18 protein-coding genes are annotated in these 21,063 nt (G+C 71.3%); 9 read left to right on the forward strand and 9 right to left on the reverse strand.

Annotated elements, in window-relative coordinates:
* Window positions 1–235 precede the first annotated feature (235 nt).
* Window positions 236–3,760, forward strand: coding sequence for a DNA polymerase III subunit alpha (gene dnaE, locus ASF58_RS03800; protein WP_055947399.1), 3,525 nt, complete (start codon window positions 236–238; stop codon window positions 3,758–3,760).
* A gap of 75 nt (window positions 3,761–3,835) precedes the next feature.
* Here dnaE and ASF58_RS03805 read toward each other — a convergent pair whose 3' ends face one another.
* From ASF58_RS03805 to ASF58_RS03815, 3 genes are all read right to left on the reverse strand, one after another.
* Complete coding sequence (locus ASF58_RS03805) at window positions 3,836–5,833, reverse strand: HAMP domain-containing methyl-accepting chemotaxis protein (protein WP_055947402.1); 1,998 nt, start codon at window positions 5,831–5,833, stop codon at window positions 3,836–3,838.
* Window positions 5,834–6,103: 270 nt separating this feature from the next.
* Entirely contained in the window at window positions 6,104–6,823 is a 720-nt protein-coding gene (locus tag ASF58_RS03810) for a gamma-glutamylcyclotransferase (protein ID WP_055947405.1), read from the reverse strand.
* Window positions 6,824–6,958: 135 nt separating this feature from the next.
* Window positions 6,959–7,375, reverse strand: a complete 417-nt coding sequence (locus ASF58_RS03815) for a hypothetical protein (RefSeq protein ID WP_055947408.1) — start codon at window positions 7,373–7,375, stop codon at window positions 6,959–6,961.
* Between the two features lie 129 nt (window positions 7,376–7,504).
* On the opposite strand from ASF58_RS03815, the gene recO reads away from it, so the two are divergent.
* Together recO and parC are read left to right on the forward strand one after the other, a co-directional pair.
* Window positions 7,505–8,245 (forward strand): DNA repair protein RecO, encoded by a 741-nt coding sequence (gene recO / locus ASF58_RS03820; RefSeq protein ID WP_055947411.1) that lies wholly within the window; start codon window positions 7,505–7,507, stop codon window positions 8,243–8,245.
* A 53-nt stretch (window positions 8,246–8,298) separates the two neighbouring features.
* On the forward strand, window positions 8,299–10,548 hold the full coding sequence (gene parC, locus ASF58_RS03825; RefSeq protein ID WP_055947414.1) for a DNA topoisomerase IV subunit A: 2,250 nt from the start codon (window positions 8,299–8,301) through the stop codon (window positions 10,546–10,548).
* Window positions 10,549–10,849: 301 nt separating this feature from the next.
* On the opposite strand, the gene infA is transcribed toward parC, so the two are convergent.
* Both infA and ASF58_RS03835 read right to left on the reverse strand, forming a co-directional pair.
* A complete protein-coding gene (gene infA, locus ASF58_RS03830; protein ID WP_055947419.1) occupies window positions 10,850–11,122 on the reverse strand; it encodes a translation initiation factor IF-1 in 273 nt (90 codons plus the stop codon).
* Window positions 11,123–11,435: 313 nt separating this feature from the next.
* Window positions 11,436–12,572, reverse strand: a complete 1,137-nt coding sequence (locus ASF58_RS03835) for a branched-chain amino acid ABC transporter substrate-binding protein (RefSeq protein WP_156375547.1) — start codon at window positions 12,570–12,572, stop codon at window positions 11,436–11,438.
* Window positions 12,573–12,839: 267 nt separating this feature from the next.
* On the opposite strand from ASF58_RS03835, the gene ASF58_RS03840 reads away from it, so the two are divergent.
* Genes ASF58_RS03840 through ASF58_RS03855 form a run of 4 tightly spaced genes read left to right on the forward strand, consistent with a single transcriptional unit; the run spans window position 12,840 to window position 15,502 of the window.
* The gene (locus tag ASF58_RS03840) at window positions 12,840–13,163 is read left to right on the forward strand and encodes an XdhC family protein (RefSeq protein WP_055947423.1); all 324 of its coding nucleotides are present in this window, start codon (window positions 12,840–12,842) and stop codon (window positions 13,161–13,163) included.
* Window positions 13,164–13,172: 9 nt separating this feature from the next.
* On the forward strand, window positions 13,173–13,874 hold the full coding sequence (locus ASF58_RS03845; protein ID WP_055947426.1) for an XdhC family protein: 702 nt from the start codon (window positions 13,173–13,175) through the stop codon (window positions 13,872–13,874).
* The gene (locus tag ASF58_RS03850; protein WP_055947429.1) at window positions 13,871–14,896 is read left to right on the forward strand and encodes a molybdopterin-binding protein; all 1,026 of its coding nucleotides are present in this window, start codon (window positions 13,871–13,873) and stop codon (window positions 14,894–14,896) included. Before ASF58_RS03845 ends, ASF58_RS03850 begins: the two co-directional genes overlap by 4 nt.
* 18 nt (window positions 14,897–14,914) lie before the next feature.
* Entirely contained in the window at window positions 14,915–15,502 is a 588-nt protein-coding gene (locus ASF58_RS03855; RefSeq protein WP_055947432.1) for a nucleotidyltransferase family protein, read from the forward strand.
* 4 nt (window positions 15,503–15,506) lie between these two features.
* Here ASF58_RS03855 and ASF58_RS24720 read toward each other — a convergent pair whose 3' ends face one another.
* Window positions 15,507–15,677, reverse strand: coding sequence for a DUF2256 domain-containing protein (locus ASF58_RS24720; protein ID WP_200930163.1), 171 nt, complete (start codon window positions 15,675–15,677; stop codon window positions 15,507–15,509).
* Between the two features lie 50 nt (window positions 15,678–15,727).
* Window positions 15,728–16,594 (reverse strand): formyltransferase family protein, encoded by an 867-nt coding sequence (locus ASF58_RS03860; RefSeq protein WP_055947435.1) that lies wholly within the window; start codon window positions 16,592–16,594, stop codon window positions 15,728–15,730.
* A gap of 250 nt (window positions 16,595–16,844) precedes the next feature.
* Between ASF58_RS03860 and ASF58_RS03865 the strand changes: the two genes are divergently transcribed.
* Window positions 16,845–18,485 carry a cryptochrome/photolyase family protein gene (locus tag ASF58_RS03865; protein ID WP_082512859.1) on the forward strand — a complete coding sequence of 547 codons (1,641 nt, stop codon included), beginning with the start codon at window positions 16,845–16,847 and terminating at the stop codon, window positions 18,483–18,485.
* On the opposite strand, the gene bcsS is transcribed toward ASF58_RS03865, so the two are convergent.
* Window positions 18,457–19,248 (reverse strand): cellulose biosynthesis protein BcsS, encoded by a 792-nt coding sequence (gene bcsS / locus ASF58_RS03870; protein ID WP_244477175.1) that lies wholly within the window; start codon window positions 19,246–19,248, stop codon window positions 18,457–18,459. The two genes, ASF58_RS03865 and bcsS, sit on opposite strands and share 29 nt — an antisense overlap.
* 334 nt (window positions 19,249–19,582) lie before the next feature.
* Between bcsS and ASF58_RS03875 the strand changes: the two genes are divergently transcribed.
* Entirely contained in the window at window positions 19,583–20,185 is a 603-nt protein-coding gene (locus tag ASF58_RS03875; RefSeq protein WP_280137521.1) for an exopolysaccharide biosynthesis protein, read from the forward strand.
* A 48-nt stretch (window positions 20,186–20,233) separates the two neighbouring features.
* Here ASF58_RS03875 and ASF58_RS03880 read toward each other — a convergent pair whose 3' ends face one another.
* Window positions 20,234–21,058: a metal ABC transporter permease gene (locus ASF58_RS03880; RefSeq protein ID WP_103708557.1), complete on the reverse strand. Its 825-nt coding sequence runs from the start codon at window positions 21,056–21,058 to the stop codon at window positions 20,234–20,236.
* Window positions 21,059–21,063: the final 5 nt, after the last annotated feature.

The raw sequence follows: 21,063 nt of genomic DNA on the forward strand, positions 1-21,063 counted from the left end.
AAACTCGGAGCGTCAACGAAAGGCGATGCCCATGTTCAAGCGGATGATCCTGACGGGTGCGGTCGAGTTCATGGCCTTCGGGCTCCTGGCGATGTCCTTCGCCGCCTGGGCTGTCGCATTGGCGCCCTTGCGATAGCGTTGCGGCGGAGTCACAGGGGGCGCGCGGTCCACAGGGAAACGCGTCCGGGCGCCGGTTTCTCATGGATTGGAAACCACGACTCGGGCTGTTGGTCTCATGGCGCGCATCCTCCAGAATCCCCTGCTCAAAGACCCGGCTTACGTCCACCTCCACGTTCACTCGTCGTTCTCCCTGCTGGAAGGGGCTCTGAAGGTCGGCGACATCGTGAAGGCCGCCCTGGCCGACCGGCAGCCGGCCCTCGCGCTCACCGACACCAACAACCTGTTCGGGGCGCTCGAATTCTCCGAGAAGGCCGCCGGCGCCGGCATCCAGCCGATCCCCGGCCTCCAGCTCACCGTGGCCTTCGAGGCGCCCGATCCGATGGCGCGCGTCGGGCAGGGCCAGGCCGGCTGCGCCAACATCGTCGTGCTGGCGCAGGACGAGACCGGCTACGGCAACCTGCTGCGGCTGGCCAGCCGCGCCTATTTCGACGTCGCCCTGGGCGATGCCCCCCGCGTCAGCGTCGAGGCCCTGGCCGAGTCGAGCGCCGGCCTGATCGCCCTGACGGGCGGCTCCACCGGTCCCCTCGACAGCGCCCTGCGGCAGGGCCGGGCCGAGCTCGCCGCCGTTCGCCTGGCGCAGCTGCGCGGGGCCTTCGGCGAGGACAGGCTCTACGTCGAGATCCTGCGCCACGGCCTCGCCGACGAGCGCATGGTCGAGCGGGAATTGCTGCGCCTGGCGGACACGAACGGCCTCTCGGTGGTGGCCGCCAACGAGCCGTTCTTCGCCCGCGAGGGCGACTACGACGCCCACGACGCGCTCCTGGCGATCGCGGATGGCCGCCTCGTCTCGGACGACCGCCGCCGCAAGCTGACCCCCCGCCACGGCTTCAAGACCCGCGCCGAGATGGCCGCGCTCTTCGCCGACCTGCCGGACGCCCTGAGCGCCACCGTCGAGATCGCCATGCGCTGCGCCTATCGCGTGCGCACCCGCAAGCCGATCCTGCCGAATTTCGGCGTCGTCGCCGCCCGCGACGCCACCGACCCCGCGGCCACCCCCGACGTCGCGGCCGCGCCGCCCCTCGACGAGCCGGCGGAGCTGCGCCGGCAGGCGGAGGCCGGCCTCGAACTGCGCCTCGCCCAGCACGGCACCGCGCCCGGCATGTCCGAGCAGGTCTACCGCGACCGCCTCGCCTTCGAGCTCGACGTCATCGTGGGCATGAAGTTTCCCGGCTACTTCCTGATCGTGTCGGACTTCATCAAGTGGGCCAAGGACCACGACATCCCGGTGGGTCCGGGCCGCGGCTCCGGCGCCGGCTCCCTGGTGGCCTGGTCGCTCCTCATCACCGACCTCGACCCGCTCCGCTTCGGCCTGCTGTTCGAGCGCTTCCTGAACCCCGAGCGCGTCTCGATGCCGGATTTCGACATCGACTTCTGCGTCGAGGGCCGCGAGCGCGTGATCCAGTACGTGCAGCAGCGCTACGGCGAGCGTCAGGTGGCGCAGATCATCACCTTCGGCACGCTGCTCGCCCGCGGCGTGCTGCGCGACGTCGGCCGCGTGCTGGAGATGCCCTACGGGCAGGTCGACAAGCTGACCAAGCTCGTGCCGCAGAACCCGGCCAACCCCGTCACCCTGGTCCAGGCCATCGAGGGCGAGCCGAAGCTCCAGCAGGCGATCGAGGAGGAGCCGATCGTCGCCCGCCTCATGGAGATCTCGAAGAAGCTCGAGGGCCTGCACCGGCACGCCTCGACCCACGCCGCCGGCGTCGTCATCGGCGACCGTCCCCTCGAACAGCTGGTGCCGCTCTACCGCGATCCGAAGACCGGGATGCGGGTGACCCAGTTCAACATGAAGTGGGTCGAGGCCGCGGGCCTGGTGAAGTTCGACTTCCTCGGCCTGAAGACGCTGACGCTGCTGCGCTGCTGCACGGACTTCCTGGCCCAGCGCGGCATCATCGTCGATCTCGCCTCCCTGCCCCTCGACGATGCGGCGACCTACGCGCCGATGAAGCGCGGCGAGACGGTGGGCGTGTTCCAGGTGGAATCCGCCGGCATGCGCAAGGCACTGGTCGAGATGCAGGCCGACCGCTTCGAGGACATCATCGCCCTGGTGGCGCTCTACCGCCCGGGCCCCATGGCCAACATCCCGGTCTATTGCGAGCGCAAGCTCGGCCGCGATGCCGGCAACGAGGCGAGCTGGTACCCGCACGAGAAGCTGGAGCCGATCCTCAAGGAGACCTTCGGCATCATCGTCTACCAGGAGCAGGTGATGGAGGTGGCCAAGGTCCTGGCAGGCTACTCCCTGGGCGAGGCCGACATGCTCCGCCGCGCCATGGGCAAGAAGATCAAGGCCGAGATGGACGCCCAGCGCGACCGTTTCGTGAAGGGCTGCGTCGAGCGCGACCTCACCAAGGCCAAGGCCAACGAGATCTTCGACCTGCTCGCCAAGTTCGCCGATTACGGCTTCAACAAGTCACACGCCGCCGCCTACGCCCTGCTCACCTACCAGACCGCCTACCTGAAGGCGAACCATCCGGTGGAGTTCCTGGCCGCCGCGATGCAGCTCGACATCGACGTGACCGACAAGCTGGCCGAGTTTCGCCAGGACGCCCAGCGCCTGAAGATCACGGTGGAGCCGCCCTCGATCAACACCTCGGGTGTCGGCTTCGAGGTGCGCGAGGGCTGCATCCACTACGCCCTCGCGGCGATCAAGGGGGTGGGGCGGGGCGCGGTCGAGGCCCTGATCGAGGCCCGCGGCGACAGGCCCTTCAAGGATCTCGCCTGTCTCGCGCGCCGGCTCAACCCGCGCATGCTGAACAAGCGCACCCTGGAGAGCCTCGTGGCGGCCGGGGCCATGGACACCATCGAGCCGGATCGCGCCCGGGCCTGCGCCGCCATCGAGCCGATGATGAAGCTGGCTCAAGGGGCCGCGGAGGCGGCGAGCACCGGCATCGACGACATGTTCGGCGGGATCACGGCCGCCAACGTCACCCTGCGGGTGCCGCCCTATGACCCCTGGCCGATGGCCGACAAGCTGAAGAAGGAATACGACGCGGTCGGCTTCTTCCTGTCGGGCCATCCCCTGGACGAGTACGGCGACCTCCTCGGCAAGCTCCGGGTCCAGACCTGGGCCGAGTTCTGCCGGGCGGTCCGGGCCGGCACCACCAGCGTGGGCCGCGTGGCGGCCTCGGTCCTCGATCGTTCCGAGCGCCGGACCAAGACCGGCAACAAGCTCGGCATCGTCATCCTCTCGGACCAGACCGGGCATTTCGAGGCGATCATCTTCTCCGAAGGTCTCGGCCAGTACCGCGAGATCCTCGAGCCGGGCCGGCCGCTGGTGCTCCAGCTCCAGGCCAACCTCGAGGGCGAGGACGTGCGCGCCCGCATCATGACCGCCGAGCCCCTCGACGTGGCGGTGGCCCGCCACCAGAAGGGCATGCGCGTCTACCTGCAGGACGAGCGCCCGATCCAGAGCGTGCAGCAGCGCCTCCAGGTGCGCGGGGAGGGCGAGGTCTCCCTGATCCTCCTCCTCGACGGCGCCCGCGAGGTCGAGGTCAAGCTGCCGGGCCGCTACCAGGCCACGCCGCAGATCGCCGGGGCGCTCCGGGCGGTCCCGGGGGTGGTGCAGGTCGAGGTGAACTGAGCGGAGGCCCGACGCGGGCCGACCGCCTGGGGGGAGCGACGTCGGCCGGGCCGTGAGCCCGACCGACGCTGCGTCTCACGCCGCGCGGATGGCGGCGAGGAAGCCCTCGACCTCCTGGCGCACGTTCACCGACTGGACCGAGAGTTCGCCCGCCGCCATCAGCACCTGCTGGGCCGCGGAGCCGGTGTCGCCGGAGGAGGTGAGAACCTGGGCGACGTTCCGCGAGACGTCCTGGGTTCCGCGTGCCGCTTCGGCCGCGTTGCGGGAGATCTCGCCGGTGGCCGCCGTCTGTTCCACCACCGTCGCGGCGATGCTCTCGGTGATCGCGTTCACCGACACGATGGTCTGGCCGATCTGGCGGATGGCCGCGACGGCCTGGGCGGTCGCCTGCTGGATCGCCGTGATCTGACCGCCGATCTGGTCGGTGGCCCGGGCGGTCTGGCCGGCGAGCTCCTTGACCTCGGCGGCCACCACCGCGAAGCCGCGTCCCGCTTCGCCGGCGCGGGCGGCCTCGATGGTGGCGTTGAGCGCCAGCAGGTTGGTCTGGCTGGCGATGCCGGAGATCATCGTCACGGCCTCGCCGATCCGGTCGGCGGCCTGGATCAGGCTGCCCATGGTGACGTCCGTGGCTTCCGCCTCGCGGGCCGCGGCACCCGCGGCGGCGTTCGATTGCTGAACCTGGCGTTCGATCTCCTGCAGGGACGCGACCATCTCCTCGGCGGCCGCCGCCACGGTCTGCACGTTCGCGGCGGTTTCCTGCGCGGCCGCGTTCGAGGCCAGCGCCTGCCCGCTGGTGCTCTCCGCCACATGGGTCATCGAGCGGGCCGTGGCGTCGAGTTCGGTCGCCGCGGAGGTGACGATGCCGATGGCGCCCGAAATGGTCTGTTCGAAGCTCTGGACCAGGCCGTCGACCCGGTCCGCCCGGCGCTGGCGGGCCGACTGCGCGGCGACCTGCTGCGCCTCCAACTCGCCGCGCGCGATGGCGTTCTGGCGAAACACGTCGACGGCCTTGGCCATCTCGCCCATCTCGTCCCGGGCCTCCTGCGAGGGCACGGTGATGGCCGTCTCGCCGGCGGCCAGGCGGCTCATGGCTTCGGTCATGCCGGAGATCGGCCTGATGATGCTGCGCGCGATCAGGAAGGCGAGGGCGCCGCCGAGCGCCAGCGCCAGGGCGATGAGGCCGAGCTGCAGGACCCGCGCCCGGTCGACGCTCGCCTCGGTGGCGGCGGAGATCTCGCCGACCGCCGCCTCGATCTTCGTCCGGACCTCGTGGCCCGCCTGCATCAGCGCCGCCATGTGCGGCTTGAGCGCGTCGTCATGGGCGGCCCGCGTCGCCTCGATCGCGGCGGCGGCGGCGTTGAACGCGCCGATATAGGCGTCGATCGTGTCCTGCAGCTGCTTGATCGAGCGCGTGAACGTACCGTCCGTGTCGAGGTCGCGCAGCGCCTTCAGCGCGGCGCCCGCCTTCAGGCTGTTCGCCGCGAAGGTCGCGGGACCCTTCGGATCGCGGGTGGCCAGGAACCGCCAGTTCGCGACCCGCATCAGCAGCACCGCGCTGTCGATCTGCGCCGCCTGGCTGACCTCGGCGGCGGAGCCGTTCTGGCGGATCTCCGTGGCGAGGAGGCCGCTCACGCGGGTCAAGGCATCGCCGGTCTTGAACAGCGCCGCCTTGCTGTCCGTGAGCGTGATTCCGGCTTGGCCGAGGCGCTGGAGATCGTCCTTCAGGGTCGCGGACTGATCCTGCATGCGGGTGTAGAGCGCGCGCCGCTCGTCGGAGAGGGCGATGTCGATCTGGCGCTGGAGCACGGTGGTGATGGCCTGGCGCGTCTGCTCGACCTGGTTGATCTGATCGGGAGTCTGGCTCGCCTGCAGTTCCAGGGCCTGGCCGGAGAGGCGCTCCGCAAGGCCGTTCAGCGAGAAGACGTTGCGTGCTCCTTCCTCGAGGCGAGCGACTCGCGCGTATTCAGCCACGATGGAGCCGAGCTGATACTGCGCGGTCAGGCCAATCCCGCCGGTGATCAGGATCAGGCTCCCAAATCCGGCGTAGAGGCGGGCGCGGATACCGTATGTCATCGATAGGCCTGATCAGTCGTGTAGCGTCTCCGCTTGTCTTAGGGGGCGGCCAATAAAAATGTATTAAATCACATCCTCTGTTGGCTTCGTCAGATCTAAGTGGACTTATTCGGATCATCTATACGATCGCGCCGGGCCCGTTCCGGTCCAGAACGCCGCGCGCGTCACCGATCGGGGTTCTGTCGGGGCCGCGGGGGTTGCACGATCCGACCGCCCGACACCGCATCCCGTGCCGGCGGACCGATCCCGCCGCGGCTCCGGACTGGCGCGTCAGGCGCCGGCCGCCGAGGGACCGTCGCGCCCGGCCCCAAGCCGCGCCTGCAGGCGTTCCGCCACCATCGCCTGCAGGGTCAGCAGGTGCGGGCAGCGGATGCCCGCCTCGAGGCAGGCGGCCACCGTGCGGAACAGGTACTCCGCACTCGGCCCGAGGTGCCCGGCCCCGGCGGCGATCCGGTCCGCGATCGCTTCGTCCGAGATCGGCCCGGTGTAGCGGTCGCTCTCGGGGTTCACCAGGAAGGTCAGCGCCTGGATCGTGCCGGCGGCCGTCTCCACCGGGACCCAGCGCCCGAGATAGCCGTTGCCGCGCATCTCCCGGCGCCAGACCGGCAGCAGGGTCTCGGCGGCCTCCGCGCCGGTCAGCCGGAAGGCGACCCCCTCGCAGGCGCCTCCCGTATCCAGGGCCAGGACGAGGCCGGGATTGTCGACGCTGCCGCGGAACCGGCGCTGGAGCAGGCAGAAGCGCCGATGATAGCCGTGCACCGTGCCGACCCGGCGCTCGGAATAGGCGAATTCCGGCTGCCAGATCAGGGATCCGTAGCCGAACACCCAGAGGCCGTCCGCCGGGGCGGGGCGCGCCGCCAGGGCGGCGGCGAGGCCCGGCGCCAGTTCGGCGTCGGTCATCAGCGCCAGGGCGGTGGCATCGTCGGCCACCGGCACCGGATGGGCACGGGCGATGAGGTCGAGGCTGAGGGCGATGGAGGGGTCCGGCATGGCGCCACCGAATCATCCGACGCGCCGCGGCGCAAGCGTCGCGACCTCGGGACGACGCCTCGGCGCAGGCTCCTCCGGGTCAGCGCTCTGCTCTCAGGGCATGGTTTTCAGGGTTTGGCCATCAGGGTTTGGCCCTCAGGGTTTGGCGACGGCCATCGTCTCGAGTTCGGGCAGGGGCTCGGTGCGGTGGAAGTCGCAGGTCTCTTTGTCCTCGTCGATGACGCGCAGGACCCCGGCCTTCTCCTCGATGACGACCTTGGCCCGCTCGGCCCGGCCGAAGGTGCGCCCCCGCATCCGACTCGACACGCAGTAGAGCGTGCGTCCCTCGTCGAGGAAGGGCCCGGTGGCCCGGCTCTCCGCGAACCGGACCGGAATCAGCGAGAGCGATCCGAATTCCGGCCGGCTCAAGGCCAGGGCGGCGAGGCGCTCGTGCAGCGGCGCGGTGGCGGGCGGAATTGGGATCGACGGGCGGGCGCTGCAGCCGGCGAGGGCCGAGCCCGCGGCGCTCGCGAGGAGGACGCCGAGGCGCAGCAGGGGGCAGGCGCGTGACATGGCGGGGCGGCCTCGATTCGGATCCCGCCGAGCCTACCAGGGTTCGCGTCTTGCGCGAGTCCGATGATTGATGCAACTTGCGCCGTCCCGAGGCATTTGCAAGGGCGGGACATCGCCGTAAGACGGCCCATGCAATGGACCGACGAGGCCCTGGTGCTCGGCCTGCGCCGCCAGGGCGAGACCAGCGTCATCCTCGAACTCATGACCCGGAACCACGGCCGCCACCTCGGGCTCGTGCATGGCGGCCGCTCGCGCCGGATGCAGCCGGTGCTGCAGGCCGGCAACCGGGTGCAGGCCACCTGGCGGGCGCGCCTCGACGAGAGCCTGGGCGCCTTCGTGGTGGAGCCCATCGAATCCGTCGCCGCCCGGCTGATGGGGTCGGGGCTCGCCCTCTACGGCATGAGTCATCTCGCGGGCCTGCTCCGGCTGTTGCCCGAGCGCGACCCCCATCCCGAGCTGTTCGCGGCGGCCGGACTGCTGGTGGCGCACCTGGACGACCCGGACATCGCCCCGCCGCTGATGGTGCGCTTCGAGCTCGCCCTCCTGGCCGAGCTCGGCTTCGGGCTCGACCTGGCGGCCTGCGCCGCCACGGGAGGCAACGACGCGCTGATCTACGTCTCGCCCCGCAGCGGGCGGGCGGTGAGCGCCTCGGCCGGCGAGCCCTATCGCGACAAGCTGCTGGCGCTGCCGGACTTCCTGCGCGAGCGCGTCCCCGGCGCGGGACTGCCGATGACGCCGGACGCCCGAGACGTTACCGAGGGGTTTACCTTGACGGGGTACTTCCTCGACCAGCACATCTGGGGACCGCGTGCGATCCCCGTGCCCGAGGAGCGGACGCGCTTCGTTGCATTGGGCACGGGAAACGCCTAAATTCCGTTCGTGCTTTGTTCTGATTTGGGTCGTGTGCGGCCCGGGAGTTCGTGATGGGCCAGCCCTTCGAGCCGCCATCGAATCCCGATGGCATCGAGAGCGTCGAGCTGAAGACCGCGCTGGAGGATCGCTACCTCGCCTACGCGCTCTCGACGATCATGCACCGGGCGCTGCCCGATGCCCGCGACGGGCTGAAGCCGGTCCATCGCCGCATCCTGTTCGCCATGCGGCTGCTGAAGCTCGACCCCAGCTCGGCCTTCAAGAAATGCGCCCGCATCGTCGGCGACGTCATCGGCAAGTACCATCCGCACGGCGACACGGCGGCCTACGACGCCCTGGTGCGGATGGCGCAGGACTTCGCGCAGCGCTACCCGCTGGTCGACGGCCAGGGCAACTTCGGCAACATCGACGGCGATAACGCCGCCGCCCAGCGCTACACCGAGGCGCGGATGACGGAGGTGGCGCGCCTCCTCCTCGAGGGCCTCGACGACGATTCGGTGGATTTCCGCCCGAACTACGACGGGCAGGAGGAGGAGCCGGTGGTGCTCCCCGCCGCCTTCCCGAACCTGCTCGCCAACGGCAGCCAGGGCATCGCCGTGGGCATGGCGACCTCGATCCCGCCCCACAACGCGGCCGAGCTCTGCGACGCGGCGCTCTACCTCATCACCCATCCGGAGGCGACCTCCGCCCAGCTCCTGACCTTCGTGAAGGGGCCGGACTTCCCCACCGGCGGCATCCTGATCGACAGCGCCGAATCGATCACCGAGGCCTACCGCACCGGGCGCGGCGGCTTCCGCGTGCGCGCCCGCTGGGCCAAGGAGGATCTGGGCCGCGGCACCTGGACCATCGTGGTCACGGAGATCCCCTACGGCGTGCAGAAGGCGCGCCTGATCGAGAAGCTCGCGGAGCTGCTGCAGGAGCGCAAGCTGCCGCTGCTGGCCGACGTGCGCGACGAATCGGCCGAGGACGTGCGCATCGTGCTGGAGCCGCGCGCCCGCAACGTCGATCCCGTCATCCTGATGGAATCGCTGTTCCGGCTCACCGAGCTCGAATCGCGCATCTCGCTCAACATGAACGTGCTGGTGGGCGGCCTCGTGCCCCGCGTCATCGGCCTCGCCGAGGCCCTGCGCGAGTGGCTCGACCACCGCCGCGTCGTGCTCCAGCGCCGCTCGCGCCACCGCCTCGGCCAGATCGACCGCCGCCTGGAGATCCTGGGCGGCCTGCTCATCGTCTATCTCGACCTCGACGAGGTCATCCGGATCATCCGCGAGGAGGACGAGCCGAAACCCGCCCTGATGAAGCGGTTCGAGCTCACCGAGGTCCAGGCCAACGCCATCCTCGACACGCGCCTGCGCTCCCTGCGCAAGCTCGAGGAGATGGAGATGAAGCGCGAGCTCGACGCGCTGACGCAGGAGAAGGAGGGGATCGAGGGCCTGCTCGGCTCCGACAAGCTGCAATGGGCCGACATCACCAAGCAGATCCGCGCGGTGAAGAAGACCTTCGGCCCCGAGACCAAGATCGGAGCCCGCCGCACCACCCTGGAGAACCCGCCCGACACCGCCGGCATCGACTTCGCGGCCGCCATGGTGGAGCGCGAGCCGATCACCGTGATCGTCTCCAACAAGGGCTGGATCCGGGCGCTCAAGGGCCACGTCGCCGACCTGTCCGCCGTCGCCTTCAAGGGCGATGACGGCCTCAAGCTCGCCTTCCCGAGCGAGACCACGGCCAAGATCCTGGTGCTCGCCTCGAACGGCAAGGTCTTCACCCTGGAGGCGGCCAAGCTGCCGGGCGGGCGCGGCTTCGGCGACCCGATCCGCCTGATGGTGGATTTCGACGACGGCACCGAGATCGTCGCGGCCATCCCCTATCAGCCGGGCGCCAAGGTCCTGGTCGCGGCCACGGACGGGCGCGGCTTCCTGGCGCCGGCCGATGCGCTCGTCGCCAACACCCGCAAGGGCAAGGGCATCATGGGCCTCGACGCGCCGGCGACGGCCGCCGTGCTGGTGCCGGCGACCGGCGACCACGTGGCGGTGTGCAGTGCCGACCGGCTGATGCTGGTCTTCCCCTTGAGCGAATTGCCCGAGATGGTGCGCGGCAAGGGCGTGCGCCTGCAGCGCTGCCGCCAGACCACCCTCACCGACGCCCATGTCTTCACCCTGGCCGAGGGCCTGCCCTGGCGCGAGGCGGGCGGCGAGGCGCGCCTCGCCCATGCGGGGATCCTGGAGAAGTGGCTGGGCCACCGCTCGGACGCCGGTGCCCTGATGACCCGGAGCTTCCCCAAATTCGAGCGGTTCGGGAAGTAGGTCCGGGACCGGCAGGGACCGGGTCCTGCGCATTGCGCCGATGCGGCGCGTCGGTCGGCAGGGGCCGAAAAGGCCGCCTCTGCGTGCGGGCGAGGTTGGGAACGGGGGACGTGCCCCTGCGGTTCGGTCGCGAGCTCCGCCCTGTTCCCGCGCCTTCCCGGAGAGGGGACGCGCCCGAGAGACGCCGGACGGGTGGAGCGAAGTCGGTCCAACACCTTCGCCCGGTTTGCTGAACCACGCACCGTGGCGTCCAAAACAGCGATGCCTCCCAGGGGGAGGCATCGGCGGGACGCTTGGACGATCAGCGGCGGCGGAACTGGCCGCGCATCGGCGGGCGCGGACCGGCGGAGCGCTCGTCCTTGTGTCGGAACACGAGGCGGCCCTTCTCCAGGTCGTAGGGGGACATCTCGACGGTGACGCGGTCGCCGGCCAGAGTCTTGATGCGGTTCTTCTTCATCTTGCCGGCCGTGTAGGCCACGATCTCGTGCCCCTGGTCGAGCTGCACGCGGTAGCGCGCGTCCGGCAGGATCTCGATCACGAGACCGTCGAACTGCATCAACTCTTCTTTTGCCATCCACACTCTCCAGCCGGACGGCCTGAATGGGGCGACCCGGGACACAAAACGAAGCCGTTCGGCAAAACGCGGCGGGCGGCGGGTCCGATCCCATCGGATGCGCAACACCGGCGAGCGTTGCCCCGACATAATGTCCGCACCGGCTGGAAGCAAGCTTTTCCCGATGCAGCCCGGTGGTGAACCCGGAACAATCCTCACGAGGATTCTAGAAAATCAAGATTCGACGCGGGATTTCACGCTTTGCGGCCGGTGATGTCGAGGCGTCGCGCGCGTGGCCGGATCGCGTGCTCCGCCGGGGGCGGCCGGTCATGCGTCAGGGCGTGACGTCGTTGCCGGAAAAGTCGATCCGCCCGTCCGGCATCCGCTTCCAGGCCTGCAGGATGGTGGCGGGGCGACGGGGATCGGGCTTGAGGTCGCCCCTGGCATCGTAGGCGAGGTCGCCGAGGATCGTCCGCAGGGTCCGGCCCTGATGCAGGTAGGCCGCCACCGCCCGGCCGTCCGCCGATCCGGCGCCGAGGACCCCCTGGCGCAGGACCTCGACGGCCGCGTAGGCCTGGGCGGCCACGGCGTTCGCCTCCGGGCTGCGCGGCCCCTTGGCCGTCTTCATGTCGGAGGCCTTGGCGTCGGGCGCCTTCGCGTCGGGCGCCTTGGGCTCGGGCAGCCGGGGCGGGTCGGCCGGGAGGGTCATCACCGTGCCCTCGGCAGCCGGCCCGGCGGCCTGGGGAAAGGCCGGATCGAGGAGTCCGTCGCTGCCCACCAGGGGCGCGGTCACACCGGCGTCGCGCAGGCCGCGCAGGAGCACGGCCGCGTCCGGCGCGAGCCCCCCGAAATACACCACCTCGACACGCGCCCGCTTCAGGCGCGCCACCAGTCCGGAGACGTCGCGTTCGCCGCGGCTCAGGGTCTCGAAGGCCGCCTCCGGCTGGTCGGCCGCCTTGAGGACGCGGCTCACGCCCTCCGCGAGGCTGCGTCCGAACGGGCTCTTGTCGTGCACGAGGGCGATGCGCTGGCCGCCGTGATGGCCGAGGAGGTAGGCGCCGGCGAGCCGCGCCTGCTCGGCCTCGTTCGGCACGGTGCGGAAGACGTTCCAGAGGCCCTTGGCCGTCAGGGCGGCGGAGCCGGTACCCGGCGTCACCGCGACGATGCCGGCCTCCTCGTAGACCGGCATCGCCAGGCCCGCGACACCGGCATTGAAGGGGCCGACCACGAGGCCGACCCGCTCGGCGGCGAACCGCCGGGCGACGGCGAGGCCCTGCTTGCCCTCGCCCGCATCGTCGGCCACCACCAGGACGAGGCGCTGCCCGTTGACGCCGCCGGCCCGGTTGAGGTCGGCCACCGCCTGTTCGGCCCCGAGCCGCAGGCCCTGTCCGAAGGCGGCGTCCGGGCCGGTCAGCGGCGCCGACAGGCCGATCCGGACCTGCGCCTCGGCGGAGCCGGTCGCCGAACCCATCAGAAGGCCGGCGACGGCGAGGGCGCAGGCGGTGGCGCGGAGGCTGGGCATCGGGGCACGGGTCCATCGAGGCGGGTGGGCGTGGCCGCACGATAGGGCTGCCCGGTCGGTGCGGGAAGTCACGCCCCGATGCCCGCGCCGCAGGGCTCGCATTGCCACGGCGGCGCGGGACCTTACCTCCTTTTCTCGGGTTTCCCTCCATGTCCCCGGGTTTCCATCCATGTTTCACGTGGCGGGTGCGATCCCGCGCCGGAGTTCGTCAGGACCATGCTTTCCACCGACAACGACATCCTCGGCGCGGCCGAAGCCTGGCGGCGCGAGGGTCGCGCGGTGGCGCTCGCCACCGTCATCGAGACCTGGGGCTCGGCGCCCCGTCCGGTGGGAAGCCACCTCGTCGTCGACGGCGAGGGCAACTTCCTCGGCTCGGTCTCGGGCGGCTGCGTCGAGGGCGCGGTGATCACCGAAGGCCTGGAGGCGATCGCCGACGGGCAGGCGCGGGTCATCGCGTTCGGGGTGGCCGACGAGACCGCCTGGCGGGTCGGCCTGTCCTGCGGCGGGCGCATCCGCGTCTTCGTCGAGCCCGTGGCCTGAGGCGCCGGCATGCAGCTCGAGACCCTCGCGATCCTCAACGCCGAGCGCGCCGCGCGCCGCGCCGCCATCCTGGTGACCGACCTCGACGGTGGGGCCCAGCGGGTGGTGCGCGAGGCCGAGATCGCCGGCGATCCCCTGGCCGACCTCCTCGCCCGCCACCTCGCCGCCGGCAAGAGCGGCCTCGCCGAGGCGGACGGCCGCTCCGTCTTCCTCACCGTGCAGGCGCCCCCGGTGCGCCTGGTGGTGATCGGCGCCGTGCATATCAGCCAGGCCCTCTGCCCGATGGCCCGCGCCCTCGACCTCGCCGTCACCGTCATCGATCCGCGCACCGCCTTCGCCACGCCGGAGCGCTTCCCCGGCATCGACCTCGTGGCCGAATGGCCGGACGACGCCCTGGCCGGGCCGGTCCCACCCCTCGACCGCTACTGCGCCGTGGCGGCCCTGACCCACGACCCGAAGATCGATGACCCGGCCCTGGCCGCCGCGCTCCGGGCGGGGTGTTTCTATGTCGGGGCCCTCGGCTCCCGCAAAACCCACGCGGCCCGCGTGGCCCGGCTGGCCCAGGCCGGGTTCTCGGAGACCGAGATCGGCCGGATCGCGGCGCCGATCGGCCTTTCCATCCAGGCGGTCAGCCCGGCTGAGATCGCGGTCTCGATCCTGGCGCAGATCATCGCGGCGCAGCGCACCCCCCGCAGCGGAGCCGCCGCGTGAAGTTCGGATCCGTCCCGACGCGCGAGGCCGCCGGGCTGATCGCCGCCCATACGGTGCGGTCCCACGACGTGACCCTGCGCAAGGGCCGGGTGATCCCGGCCGAGGACGCCGCGCGCCTCGCGGCCGCCGGGCTGTCCGAGCTCGTGGCCGTCACCCTCGAGCCGGGCGACGTGGCCGAGGATCTGGCGGCCGAACGCCTCGCCGCCCATCTCGCCGGTCCGCACCTGGACCGCGAACGGCCCTTCACCGGCCGCTGCAACCTGCACGCGGCGACCGCCGGGCTCCTGCACATCGACCGGGCCGCCATCGACGCCGTCAACGGTGTCGACGAGGCGATCACGGTGGCGACGCTCGCGCCCTACAAGCCGGTGGTGGCCGGCGAGATGGTCGCCACGGTGAAGATCATTCCCTACGCGGTCCCGGGCGCGGCCCTCGACCGGGCCTGTGGCGCCGCGCCCGCCGGGGCGCTCGCGGTGGCGCCCTACCGGTTGACCCGGGTCGCCGTGGTCTCGACCCTGCTGCCCGGCCTGAAGCCGGCGACCATCGACAAGACGCTGGCCAGCCTGCGCCACCGCCTCGCCCCGACGGGGGCCGACCTCGTCACCGACGCCCGGGTGCCCCATCGGCGCGAGGCCGTGTCCGAGGCGATCCGGGCGGCCGTCACCGAGGATCGCGCCGAGCTGGTCGTGGTGTTCGGCGCCTCGGCCATCGCCGACCGGCGCGACGTGATTCCCGCCGGGATCGAGGCGGCGGGCGGGCACGTCGAGCATCTCGGGATGCCGGTGGACCCGGGCAACCTCCTCCTGGTCGGACGGGTCGCCGACGTGCCGGTCATCGGCGCGCCGGGCTGCGCGCGATCGCCCAAGGAGAACGGCTTCGACTGGGTGTTGCACCGGCTGCTCGCCGGCCTCGCCGTGACCCGGGCCGACATCGTCACCCTCGGCGTCGGCGGGCTCCTCATGGAGATCGTGTCGCGGCCCCAGCCCCGTTCCGGCGGCGACCCGGCCGAAGACGATGCGTGAGGACGATGCCTGAACTCGATGCCTGAATTGGGACTCATCCTGCTGGCGGCCGGGCGCGGGACGCGCTTCGGCGCGGAGCCGAAGCTGCTGCAGCCGCTCGCCGGGCGGCCGCTCGTGCGCCACGCCGCGGAGGCCGCGCTCGCCTCCGGGCTCGGCCCGGTGGTGGCGGTGCTCGGCGCCCATGCCGACCGGGTCGGCGACGCCCTCGACGGGCTCGCTCTCGCCCGGGTCGTGAACCCGGCCTATGCGGACGGCCTCGCCACCTCGCTCCAGGCCGGCCTCGCGGCCCTGCCGGCGGGGCTCGGCGGCGCGATCGTGCTCCTTGGCGACATGCCGCGCGTGACCGCCCGCCACCTCACCGACCTGGCCGACGCCTTCCGCCGGGCGGACCCGGCCCCATCGGCCGTCGTGCCGGTCCATGCCGGCCGGCGCGGCAACCCGGTGCTCCTGAACCTGGATCGCCTGGCCCCGGCCCTCGCCGGCCTCTCGGGCGACCAGGGCGCCGGGCGCCTGCTCGCCGGACGCGCCGACGTGCTCGAATGCCCGATGGATGCGGGCGTCGGCCTCGACGTCGATACGCCGGACGGTCTCGCGGCCCTCCGGTGAGGTCTCAGTCCTGCGCCGCCCGCACCGGCGCGCGCTTGGCCTCGGCCCGGCAGCGGTCCGAGCAGTAGCGGACCTCGTCCCAGACCCGCTCCCACTTCTTGCGCCACGCGAACGGCTTGCCGCACTGGACGCAGATTTTGGTGGGCAGGTCGGCCTTCTTGCGCATCCGCGCCATGGGATCTGCTCGATCGCTCTCGTGGGGGTGTCGCTTCGATGGAGGGCGGTCTACCGCCCCAGCTGTCCGGCCTCGCTGGCCGGGACCGGGCTCCAGCGGTTGAGCTGGATGTAGCCGTCGCGGGCGGCGATGACGACGTGGCGGCGGTAGCGCTGCACCACCGTCCCGGGCGCATGGCGATGCGCCTCGCGCCAGCCCTCGGCCGCCGCCACGTAGACCCGGGATTCGCCGACCCGGGCGATCGTCTCGATCGTGCCGAAGGCCCGGACCCGGCGCAGGATCGCCTCGACCTCGGAGCGGAAATCCAGGGTGCGGTCCGCATCCGTCACCCGCGGCCAGTACGAGCCGGTGCCCTGGGGGGCGGGCGTGCGCCAGAGGGCGGGCAGGTCCCGGGCGATGGGGCCGGCGGCGATGCGGCGCGCCGCCATCTGGCACTTGGCGAGCAGGGTCTCGTGCGATTCCAGGGCTGCAAGCGGGAAGCGCTCCTGGGCCAGGATGTCGCCGGTGTCGAAGCCGTCCTCGGCGAGGACGTGGGCGGTGACGCCCCAGTCCGGCTGCCCGTCGCTGATCGCCTTGAACAGCGGGTAGGGCCCGCGGCCCAGGGGAAGCGGGGAGGGGTGGAAGTTCAGCGCGTAGGCGGCTTGGCCCCGCCAGCCCCGGATCAGCCAGGGATAGCCGGCCACCACCAGGGCCCAGTCCCGGCCCTGCGTCTCCGCGAGCCCGGTGAGGTCCTCCGGCCGCATCCGCGAGATCTGGATCGGCACGCGGTGGCGGCGGGCCTGGGCCACCACCGCCTCGTTGTGGTCGTAGATCCCGTCGCAGGGCCGGGTGAACAGCTTGATCGGCGTCCAGCCCGCCCCGATCAGGGCCTCGAACACGCCGCCGAGGAAATCGATTCCGGCAAAGGCGAACTTCATGCGGCTCCCGACGGTCCTGCGACGTCACGGATCGGTCGATCCCGCGCAAGGACGGCTCCCCGTCCCCGGCACCCGCCATACCTAACCGATCGGGAGCGAATTGGGAGCGGGCATGACGGCGGAGCGGACATGAGGCGGGAGCGGCGATGAGGCGGGACTTCGTCACCGACGAGGCGAGGCTGCCCGTGCCCGGCCGGTGCGCGCCGCAGGACGCCCGGCTGCGCCGTGGGCAGGCCGAGGGCTGATCCCCATCCGCACGCTCCGCTTCCTCCTCGGCGACCAGCTCACCCGCCGCATCGCCACCCTCACCGATCTCGATCCGGATCACGACGTGGTCCTGATGGTCGAGGTGCGCGCCGAGGCCACCTACGTGCGCCATCACAAGCAGAAGATCGCCTTCCTGTTCTCGGCGATGCGGCACTTCGCGGCGGAGCTGGAGGCGGAGGGCATCGCCGTCGACTATGTCCGCCTCGACGCGCCGGGCAACACCGGCAGCTTCACCGGCGAGCTGGAACGCGCGGTCGCGCGCCACGCCGTCGACCGCGTCGTCGTCACCGAGCCCGGCGAGTGGCGGGTCTGGGAGATGATGCAGGGCTGGCGCGCCGATCTCGGCCCGCCCGTGGAGATCCGCGACGACAACCGCTTCCTCTGCCCCCGCGCCGACTTCGCCGCCTGGGCCGGCGACCGGCGGAGCCTGCGCATGGAGACGTTCTACCGCGGCATGCGCCGCCGCACCGGCCTGCTTATGGAGGGAAGCGAGCCGACCGGCGGCCGCTGGAACTTCGACCCCGAGAATCGCAAGGGTCTGCCGAAGGGCCACGTCGTGCCCGAGCGCGTCGGCTTCCCGCCCGATGCCGTGACCGCGGAGGTCATCGCCCTGGTCGAGCACGCGTTCGCCGACCATTTCGGCGAGACCGACGCCTTCGCCTGGCCGGTCACCCGGGCCGAGGCCATCACCGCCTTCAAGCACTTCCTCGCCGTCGGCCTGCCGACCTTCGGCGACTATCAGGACGCGATGCGCGCGGACGCGCCGTTCCTGTACCACGCGCTGATCGCGCCGGCGCTGAATGCCGGGCTCCTCACGCCCGAGGAGGTCTGCCGGGCGGCGGAGCGGGCCTACCGCGCGGGCGCGGCGCCGCTTCACTGCGTCGAGGGCTTCATCCGCCAGATCCTCGGCTGGCGCGAATACGTGCGCGGCCTGTACTGGGCCCGGATGCCGGACTACGCGGCGTCGAACGCCCTCGCGGCCACCCGCGACCTGCCGTGGTTCTACTGGTCGGGCGAGACCGCGATGAACTGCCTGGCGCAGTGCATCGGCGCCACCCGCACCCATGCCTACGCCCACCACATCCAGCGCCTGATGGTGACGGGCAACTTCGCGCTCCTTGCCGGGATCGCGCCGGCGCAGGTCGAGGAATGGTACCTCGTCGTCTATGCCGATGCCTACGAGTGGGTCGAACTGCCCAACGTCCACGGCATGGTGCTCTGGGCCGATGGCGGCGTGATGGGCTCGAAGCCCTATGCGGCCTCGGGCGCCTATATCAACCGCATGTCGGATTACTGCCGGGGCTGCGCCTACGACGTGGCCAAGAAGTCGGGTCCCTCGGCCTGCCCGTTCAACTATCTCTACTGGAACTTCCTCATCCGGCACGCGGAACGCCTGGCGGACAATCCGCGCCTCGCCATGCCCTACCGCACCCTGGCGCGCATGGATCCGACGAAGCGGGCCGCGATCCTCGACGATGCGGCGCGCTTCCTCGACGGGCTCGACGCCGCGCCCTCGGCCGCCCCGGCCGACCAGGGCAGCCTCGCCCTGGCCGCGCCCCGGTCCGACCCCGCCCGCCGGCCGGCCCGGGATACGGCTACCACGGCGTCCAGACGGAAAGGGTGAGGTAGGGGCCGGAATCCTGATCGCCGGCGATTTGCAGACCCGCGGAGACGCGCACGTGGAAGCGACCGAGGGCGAAATCCGTCGCGTGCAGACCGACCGTCCATTTCCGGTAGCCGGTCTCGTCCCCGTAGAAGGCGAATTCCGGTCCGAGATAGGCGTCCCAGTGCCGATAGCCCCAGGCGAGGCGGCCCCAGGCGCTCATGCGGGTGGTGCCGGTGACCAGCGTGGCGGTGAACAGTGTCGCGTCGGTGGGATGGGCCCAGACCTCGCCGTGGAGGCGCAGGCCGAAGCGGGGTGGCAGGGCCCGGGCGCAGCCGCAGCCCGACACCGCCTCCATCGACCCTTCCGGGCCCGCGTAGGCGGCCACGACGCCCCAACCGGGAAACCACTGATAGCCGAGCACGACCGCACCGACCGCGGTGTCGCGCGTGAGGGCGCCCTCGCGGCGGCGCTGGCCGCCGAGGCTCCCCAGGGCCACGAAGCCTTCCCGGTCGACCCGGTCCAGCGCCAGCTTCGCCCCGGTGGTCACGAAGACGGCGGGGCTCGCCTCCAGGCTGCCGAACAGGAGGGTCGAGGCTGGCGAAGATTCCGAGGCCTGTGAGGTTTCCGAGGCCTGTGACGATGCCAAGGTCTGCGAGGATGCCAAGGTCTGCGAGGATGCCGAGACCGGCGTGCCAAGAAGGAAGGCGGCGCAGGCGGCCGGTCCGGCGAACCGCCCGCGCTTCCGCTTGTTCTCGGACAGGGCTGTGGCCGTCGCTCGCACAGGCGTCCCACGTTCGACTCCGATGACGGCCTGATTGTCATGGCGTCGAACATCAATAGCAATCTAAAATATAAAGACTATAATAGTTATCTAGCAGCAGTTGCATTTATCACAGCTCTTCGAGAACAAAACCCGATCAAAATACCTTAGAGAAAGCAGTCCGAACTTTAACAACCTGAAATTGATTGGTGGCGCGTGGGCCGTCGTCTCCGGTACGGCGAACCGTGCAACGGCCGCATTTCACTGCCCTCCCGGCGCGCGGAAGCGCCGCTTGGCCTTGGCGCCCATCTCGGCTACAGCCCGGCTCAGGACCGTCGCCAATGGCCGAGCTTTCTTGTCACCAGCTGCCAGAACTTCCGAGGTTCTCACCGTGCTCGCCGAGCAGGAAGGGGAACGGCTGACCGTCGGCGAGATCGTCGCCGTCCTGAAGGATCGCGCCTTCGCGCTCCTCATCGTGATCCTCGGCCTGCCCAATTGCCTGCCGATGCCGCCGCCGATCCCCCTGGTCTGCGGCCTGCTGCTGCTGCTGGTGGCGATCCAGATCACGGCCGGCATGGCCTCCCCCTGGCTGCCCCGCGCGCTGCTGCGCCGGTCCGTCGCCCGCAGCGACGTCGAGCGGGCCGCCAACCGGGCCGTGCCGCTGCTGCGCCGACTCGAGCACTGGTCGCGCCCACGCATGAGCCTGTTCGAGACCGCCCTCGGCATGCGCGGCGTCGGCCTCATCCTGCTGACCCTGTCGCTGGCCCTGATCGTGGCCGCGCCGATCGTGGGGCAGATCCCCCTCGGCCTCGCCATCTGCCTCGTCGGCCTCGGCCTCGTCGAGCGGGACGGCGTCGTGGTCCTGGGCGGCCTCGCCATCGGGGCGGTGGGCGTCCTGCTCAATGCCGGCTTCGTCTACGCCATCATCTCCGGCCTCATGAGCCTGTTCAACCTCTGACGGCGTGCCGCGCTGCGGGCCGACGCGCCCCGAGCGACCCTTCGCGGGTCAGGCCTCGAGATGGCGCGCCCGCACCAGCCGGCGGACCAGGCCGCCCCGGCGCCCGATCAGCATCGACACCAGGTAGAAGCCGCCCGCCGCGAGCACGATCGCGGGCCCGGTCGGGAGATCGGCCTGGTAGGACACGCTGAGACCGACCACGCTCGACAACATCGCGATCAGGATCGAGACCGGGATCATGCCCGAGAGGTCCGCCGCCCAAAACCGTGCCGTGATCGCCGGCAGCAGCATCAGCCCCACCGCCAGCAGCGTGCCGAGGGCCTGGAAGCCGCCGACGAGGTTCATCACCACGAGGCCGAGGAAGGCGTAGTGCACCGGGCCGCCGGCCCGGCTCACCGTGCGCAGGAACAGCGGGTCGACGCATTCCATCACCAGGGGCCGGTAGATCGCCGCCAGCCCGAACAGCGTCACGGTGGCGATGCCGCCCAGGAGCCAGAGGGCCGGATCGTCGAGGGCGAGGACGCTGCCGAACAGGATGTGCAGCAGGTCGATCTGCGAGCCGCGCAGGGAGACCAGCAGGACGCCGCCGGCCAGCGAGATCAGGTAGAAGGCCGCGAGGCTCGCATCCTCCTTGATCACGGTGGAGCGGGTGACGAGCCCCGCCATCAGCGCCACCGCGAGGCCGGCCACGAGGCCGCCCAGGGTCATGGCCGGCAGGGACAGCCCCGCAACCAGGAAGCCCACCGCCGCCCCGGGCAGGATCGCGTGGCTCATGGCGTCGCTCATCAGGCTCATGCGTCGCAGCATCAGGAACACGCCGACGGGCGGGGCCGAGAGCGACAGGGCGAGGCAGCCGACCAGGGCCCGGCGCATGAAGC

It is taken from the genome of Methylobacterium sp. Leaf125 (genome assembly GCF_001423085.1).
Classification (GTDB): domain Bacteria; phylum Pseudomonadota; class Alphaproteobacteria; order Rhizobiales; family Beijerinckiaceae; genus Methylobacterium.

What these genes read in the sequence shown, in the direction of transcription:
- dnaE (WP_055947399.1), top strand. Translation starts at nt 236, where the DNA reads ATGGCGCGCATCCTCCAGAATCCCCTGCTCAAAGACCCGGCTTACGTC.
- ASF58_RS03805 (WP_055947402.1), bottom strand. Translation starts at nt 5,833, where the DNA reads ATGACATACGGTATCCGCGCCCGCCTCTACGCCGGATTTGGGAGCCTG.
- ASF58_RS03810 (WP_055947405.1), bottom strand. Translation starts at nt 6,823, where the DNA reads ATGCCGGACCCCTCCATCGCCCTCAGCCTCGACCTCATCGCCCGTGCC.
- ASF58_RS03815 (WP_055947408.1), bottom strand. Translation starts at nt 7,375, where the DNA reads ATGTCACGCGCCTGCCCCCTGCTGCGCCTCGGCGTCCTCCTCGCGAGC.
- recO (WP_055947411.1), top strand. Translation starts at nt 7,505, where the DNA reads ATGCAATGGACCGACGAGGCCCTGGTGCTCGGCCTGCGCCGCCAGGGC.
- parC (WP_055947414.1), top strand. Translation starts at nt 8,299, where the DNA reads ATGGGCCAGCCCTTCGAGCCGCCATCGAATCCCGATGGCATCGAGAGC.
- infA (WP_055947419.1), bottom strand. Translation starts at nt 11,122, where the DNA reads ATGGCAAAAGAAGAGTTGATGCAGTTCGACGGTCTCGTGATCGAGATC.
- ASF58_RS03835 (WP_156375547.1), bottom strand. Translation starts at nt 12,572, where the DNA reads ATGGGTTCGGCGACCGGCTCCGCCGAGGCGCAGGTCCGGATCGGCCTG.
- ASF58_RS03840 (WP_055947423.1), top strand. Translation starts at nt 12,840, where the DNA reads ATGCTTTCCACCGACAACGACATCCTCGGCGCGGCCGAAGCCTGGCGG.
- ASF58_RS03845 (WP_055947426.1), top strand. Translation starts at nt 13,173, where the DNA reads ATGCAGCTCGAGACCCTCGCGATCCTCAACGCCGAGCGCGCCGCGCGC.
- ASF58_RS03855 (WP_055947432.1), top strand. Translation starts at nt 14,915, where the DNA reads ATGCCTGAATTGGGACTCATCCTGCTGGCGGCCGGGCGCGGGACGCGC.
- ASF58_RS24720 (WP_200930163.1), bottom strand. Translation starts at nt 15,677, where the DNA reads ATGGCGCGGATGCGCAAGAAGGCCGACCTGCCCACCAAAATCTGCGTC.
- ASF58_RS03860 (WP_055947435.1), bottom strand. Translation starts at nt 16,594, where the DNA reads ATGAAGTTCGCCTTTGCCGGAATCGATTTCCTCGGCGGCGTGTTCGAG.
- ASF58_RS03880 (WP_103708557.1), bottom strand. Translation starts at nt 21,058, where the DNA reads ATGCGCCGGGCCCTGGTCGGCTGCCTCGCCCTGTCGCTCTCGGCCCCG.